Origin of the sequence: Sphingomonas sp. Leaf37 (genome assembly GCF_920939475.1) — a bacterium.
GTDB lineage: Bacteria > Pseudomonadota > Alphaproteobacteria > Sphingomonadales > Sphingomonadaceae > Sphingomonas.
The window spans coordinates 271,001-287,155 of sequence record NZ_CAKLAX010000002.1 but is presented as its reverse complement, the minus strand read 5'-3'; the positions used below and the strand labels follow the sequence as shown (position 1 = coordinate 287,155).

Annotated in this window: 14 protein-coding genes; all 14 read right to left on the bottom strand. The window is 64.9% G+C overall.

Translation table 11 applies throughout. The annotated features are described in order from the left end of the window. Nucleotides 1-5: 5 nt before the first annotated feature. The 14 genes from LRA87_RS06700 to LRA87_RS06635 all read right to left on the bottom strand — a co-directional run bounded on the left by LRA87_RS06700 (nucleotide 6) and on the right by LRA87_RS06635 (nucleotide 16,144). Nucleotides 6-1,661 carry a ribonuclease J gene (locus LRA87_RS06700; RefSeq protein WP_230630326.1) on the bottom strand — a complete coding sequence of 552 codons (1,656 nt, stop codon included), beginning with the start codon at nucleotides 1,659-1,661 and terminating at the stop codon, nucleotides 6-8. A gap of 58 nt (nucleotides 1,662-1,719) precedes the next feature. After that, nucleotides 1,720-2,499, bottom strand: coding sequence for a type III pantothenate kinase (locus LRA87_RS06695; RefSeq protein ID WP_230630323.1), 780 nt, complete (start codon nucleotides 2,497-2,499; stop codon nucleotides 1,720-1,722). 10 nt (nucleotides 2,500-2,509) lie between these two features. Beyond that, nucleotides 2,510-3,163 (bottom strand): biotin--[acetyl-CoA-carboxylase] ligase, encoded by a 654-nt coding sequence (locus tag LRA87_RS06690; RefSeq protein WP_230631171.1) that lies wholly within the window; start codon nucleotides 3,161-3,163, stop codon nucleotides 2,510-2,512. Nucleotides 3,164-3,204: 41 nt separating this feature from the next. Then, the gene (gene nuoN / locus LRA87_RS06685; RefSeq protein ID WP_230630320.1) at nucleotides 3,205-4,659 is read right to left on the bottom strand and encodes an NADH-quinone oxidoreductase subunit NuoN; all 1,455 of its coding nucleotides are present in this window, start codon (nucleotides 4,657-4,659) and stop codon (nucleotides 3,205-3,207) included. Further along, the gene (locus tag LRA87_RS06680; protein WP_230630317.1) at nucleotides 4,659-6,191 is read right to left on the bottom strand and encodes an NADH-quinone oxidoreductase subunit M; all 1,533 of its coding nucleotides are present in this window, start codon (nucleotides 6,189-6,191) and stop codon (nucleotides 4,659-4,661) included. The genes nuoN and LRA87_RS06680 overlap by 1 nt, the downstream gene beginning before the upstream one ends. Next, the gene (nuoL, locus tag LRA87_RS06675; RefSeq protein WP_230630314.1) at nucleotides 6,188-8,332 is read right to left on the bottom strand and encodes an NADH-quinone oxidoreductase subunit L; all 2,145 of its coding nucleotides are present in this window, start codon (nucleotides 8,330-8,332) and stop codon (nucleotides 6,188-6,190) included. The genes LRA87_RS06680 and nuoL overlap by 4 nt, the downstream gene beginning before the upstream one ends. Nucleotides 8,333-8,338: 6 nt before the next feature. Continuing rightward, on the bottom strand, nucleotides 8,339-8,644 hold the full coding sequence (nuoK, locus tag LRA87_RS06670) for an NADH-quinone oxidoreductase subunit NuoK (RefSeq protein ID WP_163959071.1): 306 nt from the start codon (nucleotides 8,642-8,644) through the stop codon (nucleotides 8,339-8,341). Beyond that, nucleotides 8,641-9,252 carry an NADH-quinone oxidoreductase subunit J gene (locus tag LRA87_RS06665; RefSeq protein ID WP_230630311.1) on the bottom strand — a complete coding sequence of 204 codons (612 nt, stop codon included), beginning with the start codon at nucleotides 9,250-9,252 and terminating at the stop codon, nucleotides 8,641-8,643. The genes nuoK and LRA87_RS06665 overlap by 4 nt, the downstream gene beginning before the upstream one ends. A 43-nt stretch (nucleotides 9,253-9,295) precedes the next feature. Continuing rightward, a complete protein-coding gene (gene nuoI, locus LRA87_RS06660) occupies nucleotides 9,296-9,781 on the bottom strand; it encodes an NADH-quinone oxidoreductase subunit NuoI (protein WP_230630308.1) in 486 nt (161 codons plus the stop codon). Between the two features lie 124 nt (nucleotides 9,782-9,905). After that, nucleotides 9,906-10,934: an NADH-quinone oxidoreductase subunit NuoH gene (gene nuoH / locus LRA87_RS06655; RefSeq protein WP_230631170.1), complete on the bottom strand. Its 1,029-nt coding sequence runs from the start codon at nucleotides 10,932-10,934 to the stop codon at nucleotides 9,906-9,908. A 26-nt stretch (nucleotides 10,935-10,960) separates the two neighbouring features. Then, nucleotides 10,961-12,961 carry an NADH-quinone oxidoreductase subunit NuoG gene (nuoG, locus tag LRA87_RS06650; RefSeq protein WP_230630305.1) on the bottom strand — a complete coding sequence of 667 codons (2,001 nt, stop codon included), beginning with the start codon at nucleotides 12,959-12,961 and terminating at the stop codon, nucleotides 10,961-10,963. Beyond that, on the bottom strand, nucleotides 12,961-14,265 hold the full coding sequence (gene nuoF / locus LRA87_RS06645; RefSeq protein ID WP_230631169.1) for an NADH-quinone oxidoreductase subunit NuoF: 1,305 nt from the start codon (nucleotides 14,263-14,265) through the stop codon (nucleotides 12,961-12,963). Before nuoF ends, nuoG begins: the two co-directional genes overlap by 1 nt. Further along, the gene (locus LRA87_RS06640; protein WP_230630302.1) at nucleotides 14,265-14,933 is read right to left on the bottom strand and encodes a complex I 24 kDa subunit family protein; all 669 of its coding nucleotides are present in this window, start codon (nucleotides 14,931-14,933) and stop codon (nucleotides 14,265-14,267) included. The genes nuoF and LRA87_RS06640 overlap by 1 nt, the downstream gene beginning before the upstream one ends. Further along, nucleotides 14,933-16,144 carry an NADH-quinone oxidoreductase subunit D gene (locus LRA87_RS06635; protein ID WP_443024858.1) on the bottom strand — a complete coding sequence of 404 codons (1,212 nt, stop codon included), beginning with the start codon at nucleotides 16,142-16,144 and terminating at the stop codon, nucleotides 14,933-14,935. Before LRA87_RS06635 ends, LRA87_RS06640 begins: the two co-directional genes overlap by 1 nt. Nucleotides 16,145-16,155 lie beyond the last annotated feature (11 nt).

Here is a 16,155-nt window from a genome sequence, read left to right as displayed (position 1 = left end):
GCGGATTATGCCTCGACGATCAGCACATCGACGATCGGCTTCTTGCCGGTCCAGCGCGTCGCGACCTTGCGAACCGCGAGCCGGACGTCTTCGCGGCGCCGGTCGAGTTCCCGCTTCTGGCCCTTTAACGCATCGGCAGCGGCTCCGGCGGCATCCTCGATGAACGCCGCACGGTCCTCTTCAACAGGCACGCCGTTGACGCGGATCTGCGGACGACCAAGCGGTTGGCCATTCTTGCCGATCGCCACCGCGACCGAGATCTGGCCGTTGATCGCGAGCTTGCGCCGTTCGTTGATCGTCGACCCGTCCGCCGGCAGGATGACGTCGCCGTCCAGCACCAGACGACCGACCGTCGCATTGCCGATTTTCTCGGGCTTGCCGGGGATCAGGCGGACGACATCGCCGTCGCTCTGCACCAACGCCTGGGGCACGCCCTCCGTGAGCGCGAAGCGGGCATGCTCCATCATGTGGCGCATCTCGCCGTGGACGGGGATCAGCGTCTGCGGACGGATCCACTTGTACATCTGCGCGAGTTCCGGCCGGCCGGGGTGACCCGAGACGTGGACGTGCGCCTGACGTTCTGTGATCATCACCACGCCCTTGCCCGCCAGCGTGTTCTGGATTTTGCCGATCGCGACCTCGTTGCCGGGGATCTGCTTCGACGAGAAGATCACGGTGTCGCCCATCTCCAACCTGATCGTGTGCGATCCGTCGGCGACGCGCGCCAGCGCCGCGCGCGGTTCGCCCTGCCCACCGGTGGCGACGATCAGCACCTTGTTCTTGGGCAGGCGCATCGCCGTGTCGGGATCGATCGTGTCGGGGAAATCGGTAAGATAGCCCGTCGCCTGCGCGACCTTCAGGATCCGGTCGAGCGACCGGCCGGTGACGCACAGTTTGCGCCCCGTCTCACGCGCAACTTCACCCAGCGTGTGCAGGCGCGCGGCATTGGACGCAAACGACGTGACGAGCACGCGGCCCTTGGCCTTGGCGATCTGTTCGGCGAGGCCGCGGCGGACCGAGGCTTCAGACCCCGACGCTTCCTTGTTGAAGACGTTGGTCGAATCGCAGACGAGCACATCGACGCCGGCATCGCCGATCCGCGTCAGGTGTTCGGGGCTGACCGGCTTGCCGATTACCGGGGTAGGATCGAGCTTCCAGTCGCCGGTGTGGAATACGCGGCCCGCCTTGGTCTCGATGACCAGCGCATTGGGTTCGGGGATCGAGTGCGACAGTTCGACGAAGCTGACGCCGAACGGGCCGATCTGGACGCCGGCGACGCCGGTCTCCATATTCGGCTGGATGACCCGCAGCTTGACGCGGTTGGCGTTGCCCTCCTCTTCCAGCTTGCCGCGGATCAGGCCCGCGGTGAACGGCGTCGCGTACAGCGGCACGCCGAGGTCCTCGGCGAGGTACGGCAGCGCGCCGATGTGGTCTTCATGGCCGTGGGTCAGCACGATGCCGACGAGATCGTCGATGCGATCCTCGATGAACGACAGGTCGGGAAGGACGATGTCGATACCGGGATAGGCGGCGTCGGCGAAGGTTACGCCGCAATCGACCATCAGCCATTTGCCGGCATGGCCATAGAGATTGACGTTCATGCCGATCTCGCCGGAGCCACCGAGGGCGCAGAAGAGAAGTTCGTTGTTCTTGGGGGTCATTGATGACTTTCGTGAATTTTGTTGTCGCCCGCAGGCCGATTGATGGCGCGAGCGCGTCTCAGCCGATATGGGCGTTTTGGTACATGATCGCCAGCCCCTGGATCGTCAGGTCTGGCTCGATGACGTCGAAGACGTCGGTGTTCTGCTCGAAAAGCGTGGCGAGGCCTCCGGTGGCGATCACCTTGGCCGGGCGGCCGATTTCCGCCTTCATCCGCGCGACCAGCCCTTCGATCATCGCGATATAGCCGAAATAGACGCCGATGGCCATCTGATCCACGGTGTTGCGGCCGATGACGCTGTCGGTGGCGGGCGCCTCGATCGCGATGCGGGGCAGCTTGGCTGCGGCGCTGACGAGAGCGTCGAGCGACAGGTTGATGCCGGGGGCGATGATCCCGCCCTTGTAGGCACCGCTATAGTCGCTGACGTCGAAGGTGGTGGCCGTGCCGAAATCGATGACGATCAGGTCGCCGTCGTGCAGCGCGTGGGCAGCGATGGTGTTGACGGCGCGGTCGGCGCCCAGGCTGGCGGGCTCGTCGACGTCGATGGTGATGCCCCACTCGACCGGCGCGCGGCCGGCGATGAGCGCGTCGGTCTTGAAGTATTTCGCGCTGAGAACCTGCAGATTGTGGAGAGCGCGGGGCACGACGATGGCGATGATGACCGCGTCGATCTGGCTGCGATCATAGCCTTCGAGCGCGAGGAGCTGGCTGAGCCACACCGCATATTCGTCGGCGGTGCGGCGCGGATCGGTGGCGATGCGCCAGCGCGCCTTGATCGTGCGGCCCTCCACCAGCGCGAACACGACATTGGTATTGCCGGCATCCACGGCGAGCAGCATCGTCAATCCCTCACAGCAGGAACACGTCTGCGGCGTGAATGACATGCCGTTGCCCCGACGCCAAGCGCAGGATCAGCGCACCGTCTGCGTCGAGGCCGTCGAACAGGCCGTCTTGGGCGCTGCCATCGGGTAAGCGGACCGAGAGTGCGGTGCCGATCGGATGCGCGGCGGCGAGCCATGCTGTGCGGATCGCCGCAAGGCCCTCCCCGCGCCAACGTGCGAGCCAGCGGGTGAAGGTTTCGGCGAGGACGTCGAGGAACAGCTCCGGCGCGATGGATATGCCTTGCGCGGCCAGACTGGTCGTCGGCCGGTCCGGCAGTTCGGGATGATCGGCGAGGTTGACGCCGATCCCGACGACTACCGCGTTGTCGCTGCGTTCTAGCAGGATGCCGGACAGCTTGGCGCCTGCCACCAACAGGTCGTTGGGCCATTTAAGCTGCGCGTCGATACCGAAGACACCGACCGTTTCGTGCAACGCGACCGCCGCGACCAGCGCCAGCGTGGCCGGAGGCGGATCGCTCGGCCGCAGACGGACGAGCGTCGAGGCGTAGAGGTTGCCGGCGGGCGAGGTCCATGCCCTGCCCTGCCGTCCGCGGCCGGCGGTCTGGCGCTCGGCGCGGAGCCACAGCCCCTCCTCCGCGCCTTGCCGGGCGAGGACGAGCATGTCGGCGTTGGTCGATCCCGTCTCCGCGACGGTCCGGATCGTCAAATCGCGGGAAACAGCGCGCGGGCCGCCGCCATCGTCCAGCCGCCGAGCAGCGGGATGGCGAGATAGCCGAGCGGCGACACGAAGGCTGCGGTAAGGACGATCAAGCCACCCTCGACCGGGCTGTTGCCCTTCGCGAACGCCGGCGCGGGTTCGTCGAAGTACATCGTCTTGACCACGCGCAGGTAATAATAGGCGCCGATCGTCGAGGCGGCGATGCCGATCACCGCCAGCGGGAACAGGCCGGCGCGGACGGCGGCGTCGAACACCGCGAACTTCGCGTAGAAGCCGAACAGCGGCGGGATGCCGGCAAGGCTGAACATGAAGATCGCCAGCGCCGCGGCGAGGCCCGGGCGGGTCCGCGACATGCCCGACAGCGCGGCGATCGTCTCGACCGGCTGGCCGTCGTCGTCACGCATCTGGAGCACGACCAGGAACGACCCCAGCGTCATGGCGATGTAGATCGTCATGTAGACGAGCACGCCCGACACGCCCTCAGGCGTGCCCGCCGCGAGGCCGACCAGCGCGAAGCCGACGTTGTTGATCGACGAATAGGCGAGCAGCCGCTTGATGTTGGTCTGACCGATCGCCGCGACCGCGCCGAGCACGATCGACGCGAGCGCGGCGAAGATCACGATCTGACGCCACTGGTCGGTCGCCGGACCCATCGCCTCGACGGCGACGCGGACGGCGAGGCCCATCGCCGCGACCTTGGGAGCGGAGGCGAAGAAGGCGGTGACCGGGGTCGGGGCGCCTTCGTACACGTCGGGCGTCCACATGTGGAACGGCACCGCCGAAATCTTGAACGCGATGCCGGCGAAGACGAAGACGAGGCCGAACAGCAGGCCGAGCGAATTGCCGTCCGCATAAGCCGCAGCGATTCCGGGGAACAGCGTCGTGCCGGAGAAGCCGTAGACCAAGCTGATTCCGTACAGCAGGATGCCGCTGGCAAGCGCGCCGAGCACAAAATATTTGAGACCCGCTTCGGCCGAACGCGTGTCGCGGCGCATGAAGCTGGCGAGGACGTAGGCGGACAGCGACTGCAGTTCGAGGCCGACGTAGAGCGTGAGCAGATCGCTTGCCGACACCATCATGCCCATGCCCGCTGCCGAGAGCAGGATCAGGACAGGATATTCGGGGCGAAGGTCGTCACCGCTGGTCCGCTGGAAGAAATCCGGCGCCATCAGGATGCCGACCGCGGCGGCGATGAAGATCAGCACCTTGGCGAAAGCGGCGAAGGCGTCCGCGCGGTACAGGCCGTCGAACGCCGACCCGCCGTAGCTGGCCGGTCCGAGCAGCGCGAGGCACGCGCCGCCCAGGATGACGACGGCCGTCCACGACACCGCCCGCGTCGAGGCCGGGCCGCCCCAGGCGGACACCAGCATCAGGACGATGGCGCCCAGTCCGAGGATCACCTCGGGCAGGGTCATGGCGAGATTGGCGGCGTAATCCATCAGTGCGCTTGTCCGTGGGCGGCGGCATGCGCCGCAGGTAGGGGCTTGCCGGCGGTCGGCTGGGAATCGGAGACGGGCGTCGCGCGATCGATGCGGGCGAGCAGCACGCCGACATCCTTGCGCATCGGGCTGAGGAAGCTCTCAGGGTAGACGCCCATCCACAATGCGACCGCGGCGATCGGCGCGAGCAGCCAGAGTTCGCGGTGCGACAGGTCCTGCATCTCGCGCACGTCCTCCGACTTGATCTCGCCGAAGACGACGCGGCGATAGAGGTACAGCATGTACGCCGCGCCGAGGATGATGCTGGTCGTGCAGAGCAACGCGATCCAGGTCGACACCTGATAGGTACCCATCAGCGCCAGGAATTCGGCGACGAAGCCGCTGGTCCCCGGCAGGCCGATCGACGCCATGGTGAAGAACAGGAAGAACAGCGCGTAGCGCGGCATGTTGATTGCAAGGCCGCCGTAGCGGCTGATCTCACGCGTATGCAGCCGGTCGTAGATGACGCCGACGCACAGGAACAGCGCGCCCGATACCAGCCCGTGGCTGAGCATCATGATCATCGCACCCTCGATCCCCTGCCGGTTGAAGGCGAAGAGGCCGATGGTCACGATCGCCATGTGCGCGACCGACGAATAAGCGATCAGCTTCTTCATGTCGGCCTGCACCAGCGCGACGAGCGAGGTGTAGATCACCGCCACCGCCGACAGGCCGAAGATCAGCCACGTCAGCTCGCCGGACGCTTCCGGAAACATCGGCAGGCTGAAGCGCAGGAAGCCATAGCCGCCGAGCTTGAGCAGCACGCCCGCCAGGATGACCGAACCCGCGGTCGGCGCCTGCACGTGCGCGTCGGGCAGCCACGTGTGGACCGGCCACATCGGCATCTTGACCGCGAACGAGGCGAAGAAGGCGAGCCACAGCCATGTCTGGGCATGCGCCGGGAAGTCGTACGCCTGCAACGCCGGGATGCTGGAGGTGCCGGCGGTCTGCGCCATGTAGAGCATCGCGACGAGCATCAGCAGCGAGCCGAGCAGCGTGTACAGGAAGAACTTGTAGCTCGCGTAGATGCGGTTCGCCCCGCCCCAGATGCCGATGATCAGGTACATCGGGATCAGGCCGGCTTCGAAGAACAGGTAGAACAGGAACAGGTCCTGCGCCGCGAAGGTGCCGATCATCAGCGTTTCCGTCAGCAGGAACGCCGCCATGTACTCCGGCACGCGGTTGGTGATCGCGCGCCAGCTCGCCCCGATGCAGATCGGCATCAGGAACACGCTGAGCATGATGAGCATCAGCGCGAAGCCGTCGATGCCGAGGTTCCAGCCGAAGAAGCCGAGCCGCGGGCCCTGCTCGACGAACTGCCATTGCGCCCCGCCGATGTCGTAATTCGCCCAGAGCATGATGCCGAGCACGAAGTCGACCAGCGTCGCGGCCAAAGCCAGCATCCGCGCGGTGGCGGCGGGAACGAACAGGCAGGCGATCGCCGCGACCGCGGGGATCAGCAGCATGATCGAGAGGATGGGAAACCCGCTCACTGTGCGATCGCCCAGGTGACGACGGCGGTCAGACCGATCAGCATGACGAAGGCATAGGTATAGACATATCCGTTCTGAAGCCGGCCCGCGAGACGGCTGGAGAGCTGCACCACCCAGGCCGAGCCGTTCGGCCCGAACCGGTCGATCGTCTGTTCGTCACCGCGGTGCCACAGCAGGCGGCCGATGGCGAAGGCGGGACGGACGAAGATGAGGTGATAGAGTTCGTCGAAATAATATTTGTGGACGAGGAAACGGTACAGAATGCGGAACTGGTCCGCGACCGCGGCCGGAAAGCTTGGCGACTTGATATAGGCATACCAGGCCGTGAACAGTCCGAGCAGCATCGCGATCGTCGCCGACAATTTGATGATCGTCGGAACCTCGTGCATCGCGTGCATCAAATGCTCACGGAAGGCGATGTCGCCCTTCCAGAACGTCTCGCCCGCTTCCGGCTCGATGAAATAGCCGTGGAAGACGAAGCCCGCCGCGATCGCGCCGATCGACAGGAGGATCAGCGGCACCAGCATCGGCCACGGGCTCTCGTGCGGATGATAGCCACCGGTGCCGGCGGGCAGGTCCTGCTGCGACGGGCCGTGCGTCGACGGATGATCGCCGCTGTCCTCGGCCTTGGCCGGATTGGCATGCGCCTCATCGGCGTGATGACCGGCGTGACCATGGGTATCGCCATGCGCGTGGTCGTCATGCGCGTGATCATGGCCGTGCGAGTCATGGAGCGCGTGCTGGATATGCTCCGACGCGGCCCAGCGCGGTGTCCCCCAGAAGGTGAGGAACATCAGGCGCCACGAATAGAAGCTGGTGATCAGCGCGACGAGCACGCCGACGAACCACACGCCGGGCTCGCCCGCGGCCCAGCCCGCCTCGATGATCGCGTCCTTCGAATGGAAGCCCGCGAAACCGATGCCGAGCGGGTTGCCGAACACCGCGGGCAGGCCGACGCCGGTGATCGCCAGCGTCCCCATCATCATGCCCCAGAAGGTGAGCGGGATGCTTTTCCGCAGGCCGCCGTAATAGCGCATATCCTGCTCGTGGTGCATCGCGTGAATGACCGAACCGGCACCGAGGAACAGCAGCGCCTTGAAAAAAGCGTGCGTAAACAGGTGGAACATCGCCGCGCCATAGGCACCGACGCCTGCGGCAAAGAACATGTAGCCGAGCTGCGAACAGGTCGAATAGGCGATGACGCGCTTGATGTCGGTCTGCACCATGCCGACGGTCGCGGCGAACAGGCAGGTCGCGGCGCCGACGAACATCACGACATGCAATGCGGCCGGCGAGGTTTCGAACATCGGCGACAGGCGGCACACCATGAACACGCCCGCGGTGACCATGGTCGCCGCGTGGATCAGCGCCGACACCGGGGTCGGGCCTTCCATCGCGTCGGGCAACCAGGTGTGGAGGCCGAGCTGCGCCGACTTGCCCATCGCGCCGACGAACAGCAGCAGGCAGAGCACAGTCATCGTATCGACCCGCATGCCGAGGAAGCCGATCGTCGATCCGGCCATGCCCGGCGCGGCGGCGAGGATCGCGGGGATCGATACGGTGCCGAACACTAGGAACGTGCCGAAGATGCCGAGCATGAAACCCAGATCGCCGACGCGGTTGACGACGAACGCCTTGATCGCGGCGGCATTGGCGGAGGGCTTGCGGAACCAGAAGCCGATCAGCAGGTAGCTGGCGAGGCCGACGCCTTCCCAACCGAAGAACATCTGGACCAGCGTATCCGCGGTCACCAGCATCAGCATCGCGAAGGTGAACAGCGAGAGATAGGCGAAGAAGCGCGGCTGATCCGGGTCCTCGCTCATATAGCCCCAGCTATAGAGGTGGACGAGCGCCGAGACGCTGGTGATGACCACCAGCATGATCGCGGTCAGCTGGTCGACGCGCAGCGACCAGTCGACCGCCATGTCGCCGCTGACGATCCAGGTCAGCACCGGCACGACCGTGGCGGTGTTGGTGCCGGCGAGGAAGCCGAGGAAGATCGGCCACGACAGCAGGCACGATGCGAACAGCGCGCCGGTCGTGATCAGCTTTGCCGGCACGAAGCCGATCGCCTTGTTGCCGAGCCCCGCGACGATCGCGGCGAGCAGCGGCAGGAACACGATGAAGAGGATGGAGGTCACCGGTATTTAGCCCTTCATCCGATTGACGTCGTCGACCGCGATCGTGCCGCGGCCACGGAAGTAGATGACGAGGATCGCGAGTCCGATCGCCGCTTCGCCGGCGGCCACCGTCAGCACGAACATCGCGAAGATCTGCCCGACCAGATCATGCAGGTACGCCGAGAAGGCGACGAGGTTGAGGTTCACCGCGAGCAGGATCAGCTCGATCGCCATCAGAATGACGATCAGATTCTTCCGGTTCAGGAAGATGCCGAGCACGCCCATCGTGAACAGGATCGCCGCGACGACGAGGTAATGGGTAAGACCGATCACAGATGGACCCCCTGGCCGATCGGCGGCTGGACGTTGCGCGTCGCATCCTCTGGACGGCGGCCGATCTGGCGGAACGGCGACTGGGCGCGCACTCCGCCACGCTGCCGATGCGTCAGCACGATCGCGCCGATCATCGCGACGAGCAGGACAAAGCCCGCCGCCTCGAACACAAACAGATAGCGCGTGTAGAGCAACGTCCCCATCGCCTGGATGTTCGGGACGGCGCTGTCGATCGGCGCGATCCGCTGGCTGATCTTGAGTCCGCCGGCGCTCCAGGCGCCGATGCCGATCAGGATTTCAGCGGCGAGCGCCACCGCGAGCGCCAGGCCCAGCGCGGCATATTGCGCAAAGCCGGCGCGCAGTTGCGCGACCTCGATATCGAGCATCATGACGACGAACAGGAACAGCACCGCGACCGCGCCGACGTAGACGATGACGAGCAGCATCGCGATGAACTCGGCACCGACGAGCACCATCAGTCCCGCCGCGTTGAAGAACGCGAGGATCAGCCACATCACCGAATGCACCGGATTGCGCGACGAGATCGTCATCGCGCCGGATCCGATCACCACGATGGCGAACAAATAGAAGGCAATTGCCTGGATCACGATTGGGTCGGCCCCCTAAGCCCGGAATCGAGTGCGGCGCGCATTAACGGTAGGGCGCATCGGCGGCAAGGTTCGCCGCGATTGCGCTTTCCCAGCGGTCGCCGTTATCGAGCAGCTTCGCCTTGTCGTAGATCAGCTCTTCGCGCGTTTCGGTCGAGAATTCGTAGTTCGGCCCCTCGACGATCGCATCGACCGGGCACGCCTCCTGACACAGGCCGCAGTAGATGCACTTTGTCATGTCGATGTCGTAGCGCGTCGTGCGGCGGCTGCCATCGTCGCGGGGTTCGGCCTCGATCGTGATCGCCTGCGCTGGGCACACCGCCTCGCACAGCTTGCAGGCGATGCAGCGTTCCTCGCCGTTGGGATAACGACGCAGCACGTGCTCGCCGCGGAACCGCGGACTGATCGGATTACGCTCGTAGGGATAGTTGATCGTCGCCTTGGGCTTGAAGAAATACTTCAGCGTGAGGGCGTGCGCCTTCACGAATTCCCACAAGGTGAACGACTTGACGATCTGTGCGACGCTCAAGATCCAAATCCTACTACTCGGTCGATCATCACGACCAACAACCCGATACCGACGCCCGCGAGCGCCCGGTCACGCAATGCCTGCGGCCTAAGCCCACGGGCGACCAGCCAGTTCGACACGGCGCTCATCCGGGGATGCCCACCCGCATCAGCATCAGCACGCCCGACACCAGGAATACCCAGAACAGCGACAGTGGGAGGAAGATCTTCCAGCCCAGCCGCATCAGCTGATCGTAGCGATAGCGCGGCACGGTCGCCTTGACCCAGCTGAAGACGAAGAAGAAGAACAGGATCTTCGCGAATAGCCAGATGATGCCCGGTACGTAATAAAGCGGTGCCCAGTCGATGGGCGGCAGCCACCCGCCCCAGAAGAGCGTCGCGTTGAGCGCGCACATCAGTAGCACGTTGGCATATTCGCCGAGCCAGAAGAGCGCGAAGCTCATCGAGCTGTATTCGGTCTGGTACCCGGCGACGAGTTCCGATTCCGCCTCGGTCAGGTCGAACGGCGCGCGGCCGGTTTCGGCCATGCCGGAGATCAGGAAGACGATGCTCATCGGGAACAGCAGCGGGTTAAAGCCGAAGCCGTTGACCGGCAGCCACGGATAGATCGCCTTCTGCGCCATCACGATCGCGGACAGGTTGAACGTTCCCGCCCACAGCACGACGGTGATGAGCACGAAGCCGAGGGCAACTTCGTAGCTGACCATCTGCGCCGCGGCGCGCAGCGCGGAATAGAAGGGGTACTTCGAGTTCGACGCCCAGCCCGACAGGATGATGCCGTAGACGCCGAGCGACGACGCCGCGAGCACATACAGCAGCCCGACGTTGATGTCGGCGAGCACCGCGCCCTCGGCGAACGGCACCACCGCCCAGACGATCAGCGCGACCGTGAAGGTGATGATCGGCGCCATCAGGAACAGGCCGCGGTTGGCGGCGGACGGGATGATCGTCTCCTGAAGGAAAACCTTCAGACCATCGGCGAACGACTGGAGCAGACCGAACGGCCCGACGACGTTGGGGCCGCGGCGCAGCGCCATCGCCGCCCAGATCTTGCGATCGGCGTAGATGATCATCGCGACGGCCAACATCAGCGGCAGTGCGATGACGAGGATGCCGACGATGGTCGCGGTGAACCATGCCCATTCGTACGACATGCCGACGGTGGAATTGAAGAAGTCGGTCACTCCGCGGCCTCCGCGAACGTCTCGCCATGGACCAGTTCGGCCGAGCAGCGCTGCATCGTCGGCGATGCGCGGCAGATGGCGTTGGTCAGATAGAAATCCTTGATCGGATAGCCCGACAGGCTCCCCTGCCCCGCTGCGTCGAGCGCAGGCGGGTTCCATTCGAACGTGGCGAGACCGGGCGTGCGCAGTGCCGGAACCTCGGTCCCCATCGCCTCGCGCAGGCCGGCGAGGCTGTCGAACGGCAGCGTATGGCCGAGCACGTCGGACAGGGCGCGGAAGATCGCCCAATCCTCGCGCGCGTCGCCCGGCGGGAATACCGCACGTTCGCCACGCTGAACGCGCCCTTCCAGGTTCACCCAGGTGCCGGACTTCTCGGCGTAGGTAGCACCCGGCAAGATCACATCGGCATGATGTGCGCCCTGATCGCCATGGTGGCCGACGTACACCTTGAAGCCGCCGAAGTTGTCAAAGTTGAGTTCATCGGCGCCGAGCAGGAAGGTGACATCCGCGCCGCGCAAATCGGCGACGCCGCCCTTTTGCGCATAGCCGAGCATCAGGCCGCCCATGCGGCTCGCGGCCATGTGGACGACGTTGAAGCCGTTCCAGCCATCACGAACCAAGTTGAACTGCTTGGCGAAGGCCAGCGCGGCGCCGTGGCCGCCCTTCAACGCACCACCGCCGACGATGACCATCGGTTTCTTGGCGTCGGTGAACAGCTTGGCCGCCGCTTCGGGCAAATCGCCGAGGATCGACAGGTCCGACCCGAGCCATTCGACCTTGTAGGTCAACTCGGTCTCGGGGCCGATCGCGAGGACCTTCGCGCCCTTCTTGATCGCCTTGCGAATGCGGGTGTTCACGAGCGGCGCTTCCCAGCGCAGATTGGTTCCGACCAGCAGGATCGCATCCGCCTCTTCGACGCCGGCGATCGTCGTGTTGAAGTTCACCGCGGCAAGGCTGGACGTGTCATAATCCATCCCCGTCTGCCGCCCTTCGAGCAGCGACGAGCCGAGCTTCGCGAGCAGCGCCTTGGCGGCATACATCGTCTCGCAATCGACGAGATCGCCGGCGACGGCAGCGACGTTCGAACCGGCGGCATCGACCTTCGCCTTGATGACGCCGAATGCCTCATCCCAGCTGACGGGTGCCAGCTTGCCGTCGCGGCGCACGTACGGGCGATCGAGCCGGCGACGCACCAGCCCATCGACGTGATGGCGGGTCTTGTCGGTCGCCCACTCCTCGTTGACGTCCTCGTTGATGCGGGGAACGCAGCGCAGCACCTGACGGCCGCGGCTGTCTAGCCGGATGTTGGTGCCGACCGCGTCCTGCACGTCGATGGTGAGCGTCTTCTTGAGCTCCCACGGCCGTGCTTCATAGGCATAGGGCTTCGACGTCAGCGCGCCGACCGGGCATAGATCGACGACATTGCCGCTGAGTTCGCTCGTCACGGCCTGTTCGAGGTAGGACGTAATCTGCATGTCCTCACCGCGATAGATCGCGCCGATTTCCTCGACCCCGGCGACTTCCTCGGCGAAGCGGACACAGCGCGTGCACTGGATGCAGCGGGTCATGATCGTCTTGACGATCGGACCCATATACTTCTCGGTGACCGCGCGCTTGTTCTCGGTGTAGCGGCTATGACCCTTGCCATAGGCCATCGACTGATCCTGCAAGTCGCATTCGCCGCCCTGATCGCAGATCGGGCAATCGAGCGGATGGTTGATCAGCAGGAATTCCATCACGCCTTCGCGCGCGTTCTTCACCATCGGGCTGGTGGTGAAGACCTCCTGATTGTCCGCGGCAGGCAGCGCGCACGACGCTTGCGGCTTCGGCGGCCCCGGCTTCACCTCGACGAGGCACATGCGGCAATTGCCGGCGATCGACAGCCGTTCGTGATAGCAAAAGCGCGGGATTTCCTTACCCGCGGCTTCGCATGCCTGGAGGACCGTCGCGCCCTGCGGCACCTCGACCTCGATCCCGTCTACCTTCAGCTTGGGCATTATTCAGCAGCTTCCTGCATCGGCGTCAGATCGCCGCCGCTACGTTCGATGATCCGGCGCTCCAATTCGGGGCGGAAATGTTTGATGAGACCCTGGATCGGCCATGCCGCTGCGTCGCCGAGGGCGCAGATGGTGTGGCCTTCGACCTGCTTGGTCACCTGATGCAACGTGTCGATCTCGGCGATGTCGGCGTCGCCGGTGCGCAGCCGCTCCATCACGCGCCACATCCAGCCGGTGCCTTCGCGGCACGGCGTGCACTGGCCGCAGCTCTCGTGCTTGTAGAAATACGAGATGCGGCTGATCGCGCGGACGATGTCGGTCGACTTGTCCATGACGATCACCGCCGCGGTGCCGAGGCCGGAACCGACCGCCTTCAGTCCGTCGAAGTCCATCGGCGCGTCAATGATGTCTTTGGCCGGCACCAGCGGCACCGACGACCCGCCCGGGATGACCGCGAGCAGATTGTCCCAGCCGCCGCGGATGCCGCCGCAATGCGTCTCGATCAGTTCGCGGAAGGTCAGACCCATTTCGTCTTCGACGACGCAGGGCTTATTCACGTGACCGCTGATCTGGTAGAGCTTGGTTCCCTTGTTGTTCTCGCGGCCGAAGCTGGAGAACCACGAAGCACCACGCCGCAGGATCGTCGGCGCGACCGCGATCGATTCGACGTTGTTTACCGTCGTCGGGCAGCCATAAAGGCCTGCACCCGCCGGGAACGGCGGCTTGAGGCGTGGCTGGCCCTTTTTGCCCTCGAGGCTTTCGAGCATCGCGGTTTCTTCGCCGCAGATGTAAGCGCCGGCCCCGCGGTGGACGAAAACGTCGAAATCGTAACCCGAACCGCTGGCGTTCTTACCGATCAGGCCGCGGTCGTACGCCTCGGCGACCGCCGCGAACAGCGTCTCCGCCTCGCGGATATATTCACCGCGGATATAGATATAGGCGGCACGCGCGCGCATCGCATAGCCAGCGATCAGCGCGCCCTCGATCAGCTTATGCGGATCGTGACGGATGATCTCACGGTCCTTGCAGGAACCGGGTTCGGACTCGTCGGCGTTGATGACTAGGAAGTTCGGCCGGTCCGGCTTCGGCTCCTTGGGCATGAACGACCATTTGGTGCCGGTCGGGAAACCCGCGCCGCCACGGCCGCGCAGTCCCGACGCCTTGATCACATCGATGATCGCGTCCTGGCCCAGCGCCATCAGCGCCTTGGTATTATCCCAGTCGCCACGCTTCAGCGCCGCTTCGAGGCTCCACGGCTGGAACCCGTAAACGTTGGTGAAAATGCGGTCCTTGTCGGCGAGCATCAGGCCCATTCGCTCCGATAATCGTGGTTGGCGTCGACCATCGCGGTCAGCGTCGTCGGGCCGCCTTCGGGGCAGCTGGTCTGGCGACCGATCGTCGAGCCGGTTTCGGGCTGCTCGCCCTTGGCCAGCGCCTCGAGCACCGCGACGGTGCGGTCATAGTCGAGGTCTTCATAATTGTCGTCGTTGATCTGGACCATCGGCGCGTTGGCGCAGGTGCCGAGGCATTCGACCTCGGTCAGCGTGAACATGCCATCGGGCGTCGTGCCGCCCTTCACCAGCCCGCGGTTCTTGCAGGCGGCGAGTACATCGTCGGACCCACGCAGCATGCACGGCGTCGTGCCGCAGACCTGCACGTGATAGCGGCCGACCGGTGCGAGGTTGAACATCGTGTAGAATGTCGCGACCTCGAACACGCGCATGTACGGTACACCGATCTGACGCGCGACGAACTCGATCACCGGGACCGGCAGCCAGCCCTGCGTATGCGTTTCCTCGCCGACCTGCCGCTGGGCGAGATCGAGGAACGGGATCGACGCCGACTGTTCGCGGCCCGCAGGGTAGCGCGAGAGGATCTCGTTCGCCTTGCGCTGGTTGTCGTCGTTCCAGGCGAAGCCGCCCCAGCGTGCGCGGGTCTCTGCTTCGTCGGGGATCCGGGGTGCTTCAGCCATCAGCGGTCACATTCACCAAAAACGATATCCATCGCGCCGAGGATCGCGGTCGTGTCGGCCAGCATGTGGCCTCTGGACATGAAGTCCATCGCCTGCAGATGGCTGAACGCGGTCGGGCGGATCTTGCAGCGGTAGGGCTTGTTCGAGCCGTCGGAGACGAGGAACACGCCGAATTCGCCCTTGGGGCTTTCGGTCGCGACATACACTTCGCCCGCGGGGACGTGATAGCCCTCGGTATAGAGCTTGAAGTGATGGATTAGCGCCTCCATCGACTGCTTCATCTCGGCGCGCTTGGGCGGCACGACCTTGCGGTCGGACGAGGCGATCGGGCCTTCGGGCATGTCGCGCAGACACTGCTTCATGATCCGCGCCGACTGGCGGACCTCTTCGACGCGCACCATGAAGCGGTCGTAGCAGTCGCCGCGCGTACCGACCGGGATGTCGAATTCCATACGGTCGTAGACGTCATAGGGCTGCGACTTGCGCAGGTCCCACGGGATGCCGGCGGCGCGGATCATCGGGCCGGAGAAGCCCCAGGCGATCGCGTCCTCGCGGCTGACCGTCGCGATATCGACGTTGCGCTGCTTGAAGATACGATTGTCGGCGACGAGGCTGATCGCGTCCTCGAACAGGCGTGGCAGGCGCGTGTCGAGCCAGTCGGCGATGTCGGTCAGCAGCTTGAGCGGCACGTCCTGATGGACGCCGCCCGGCCGCATGTAATTATGATGCATGCGCGCGCCCGAGGCACGCTCGAAGAAATTGTAGCAATCCTCGCGGATCTCGAACAACCACAAGTTCGGCGTCATCGCGCCGACGTCCATGACGTGGCTGCCGAGGTTGAGCATGTGGTTCGAGATGCGGGTCAGCTCGGCGAAGAAGACGCGCAGATACTGGGCGCGGATCGGCACCTCGATATCCAGCAGCTTCTCGATCGCGAGCACGAACGTGTGCTCCATGCACATCGGCGAGCAGTAATCGAGGCGATCGAAATAGGGGATCGCCTGCGCGTAGGTCTTGTATTCGATCAGCTTTTCGGTGCCACGGTGGAGCAGGCCGACGTGCGGATCGATGCGCTCGATGATCTCGCCGTCCAGCTCCATCACCAGCCGGAGCACGCCGTGCGCAGCCGGGTGCTGGGGACCGAAGTTGATCGTGTAATTGGAGATGGTGACGTCGCCGGTGGTCGGATCGCCCGCGTCGGTGACGTGCATCAGTTCGTCGA

Excerpts from the sequence above, each read along its gene's own strand:
- LRA87_RS06695 (WP_230630323.1), bottom strand. The coding sequence starts at position 2,499 with ATGCTGCTCGCCGTGGATGCCGGCAATACCAATGTCGTGTTCGCGCTG.
- LRA87_RS06700 (WP_230630326.1), bottom strand. The coding sequence starts at position 1,661 with ATGACCCCCAAGAACAACGAACTTCTCTTCTGCGCCCTCGGTGGCTCC.
- nuoG (WP_230630305.1), bottom strand. The coding sequence starts at position 12,961 with ATGCCCAAGCTGAAGGTAGACGGGATCGAGGTCGAGGTGCCGCAGGGC.
- LRA87_RS06690 (WP_230631171.1), bottom strand. The coding sequence starts at position 3,163 with ATGCTCGTCCTCGCCCGGCAAGGCGCGGAGGAGGGGCTGTGGCTCCGC.
- LRA87_RS06635 (WP_443024858.1), bottom strand. The coding sequence starts at position 16,144 with ATGCACGTCACCGACGCGGGCGATCCGACCACCGGCGACGTCACCATC.
- nuoF (WP_230631169.1), bottom strand. The coding sequence starts at position 14,265 with ATGCTCGCCGACAAGGACCGCATTTTCACCAACGTTTACGGGTTCCAG.
- LRA87_RS06640 (WP_230630302.1), bottom strand. The coding sequence starts at position 14,933 with ATGGCTGAAGCACCCCGGATCCCCGACGAAGCAGAGACCCGCGCACGC.
- nuoN (WP_230630320.1), bottom strand. The coding sequence starts at position 4,659 with ATGGATTACGCCGCCAATCTCGCCATGACCCTGCCCGAGGTGATCCTC.
- nuoH (WP_230631170.1), bottom strand. The coding sequence starts at position 10,934 with ATGTCGTACGAATGGGCATGGTTCACCGCGACCATCGTCGGCATCCTC.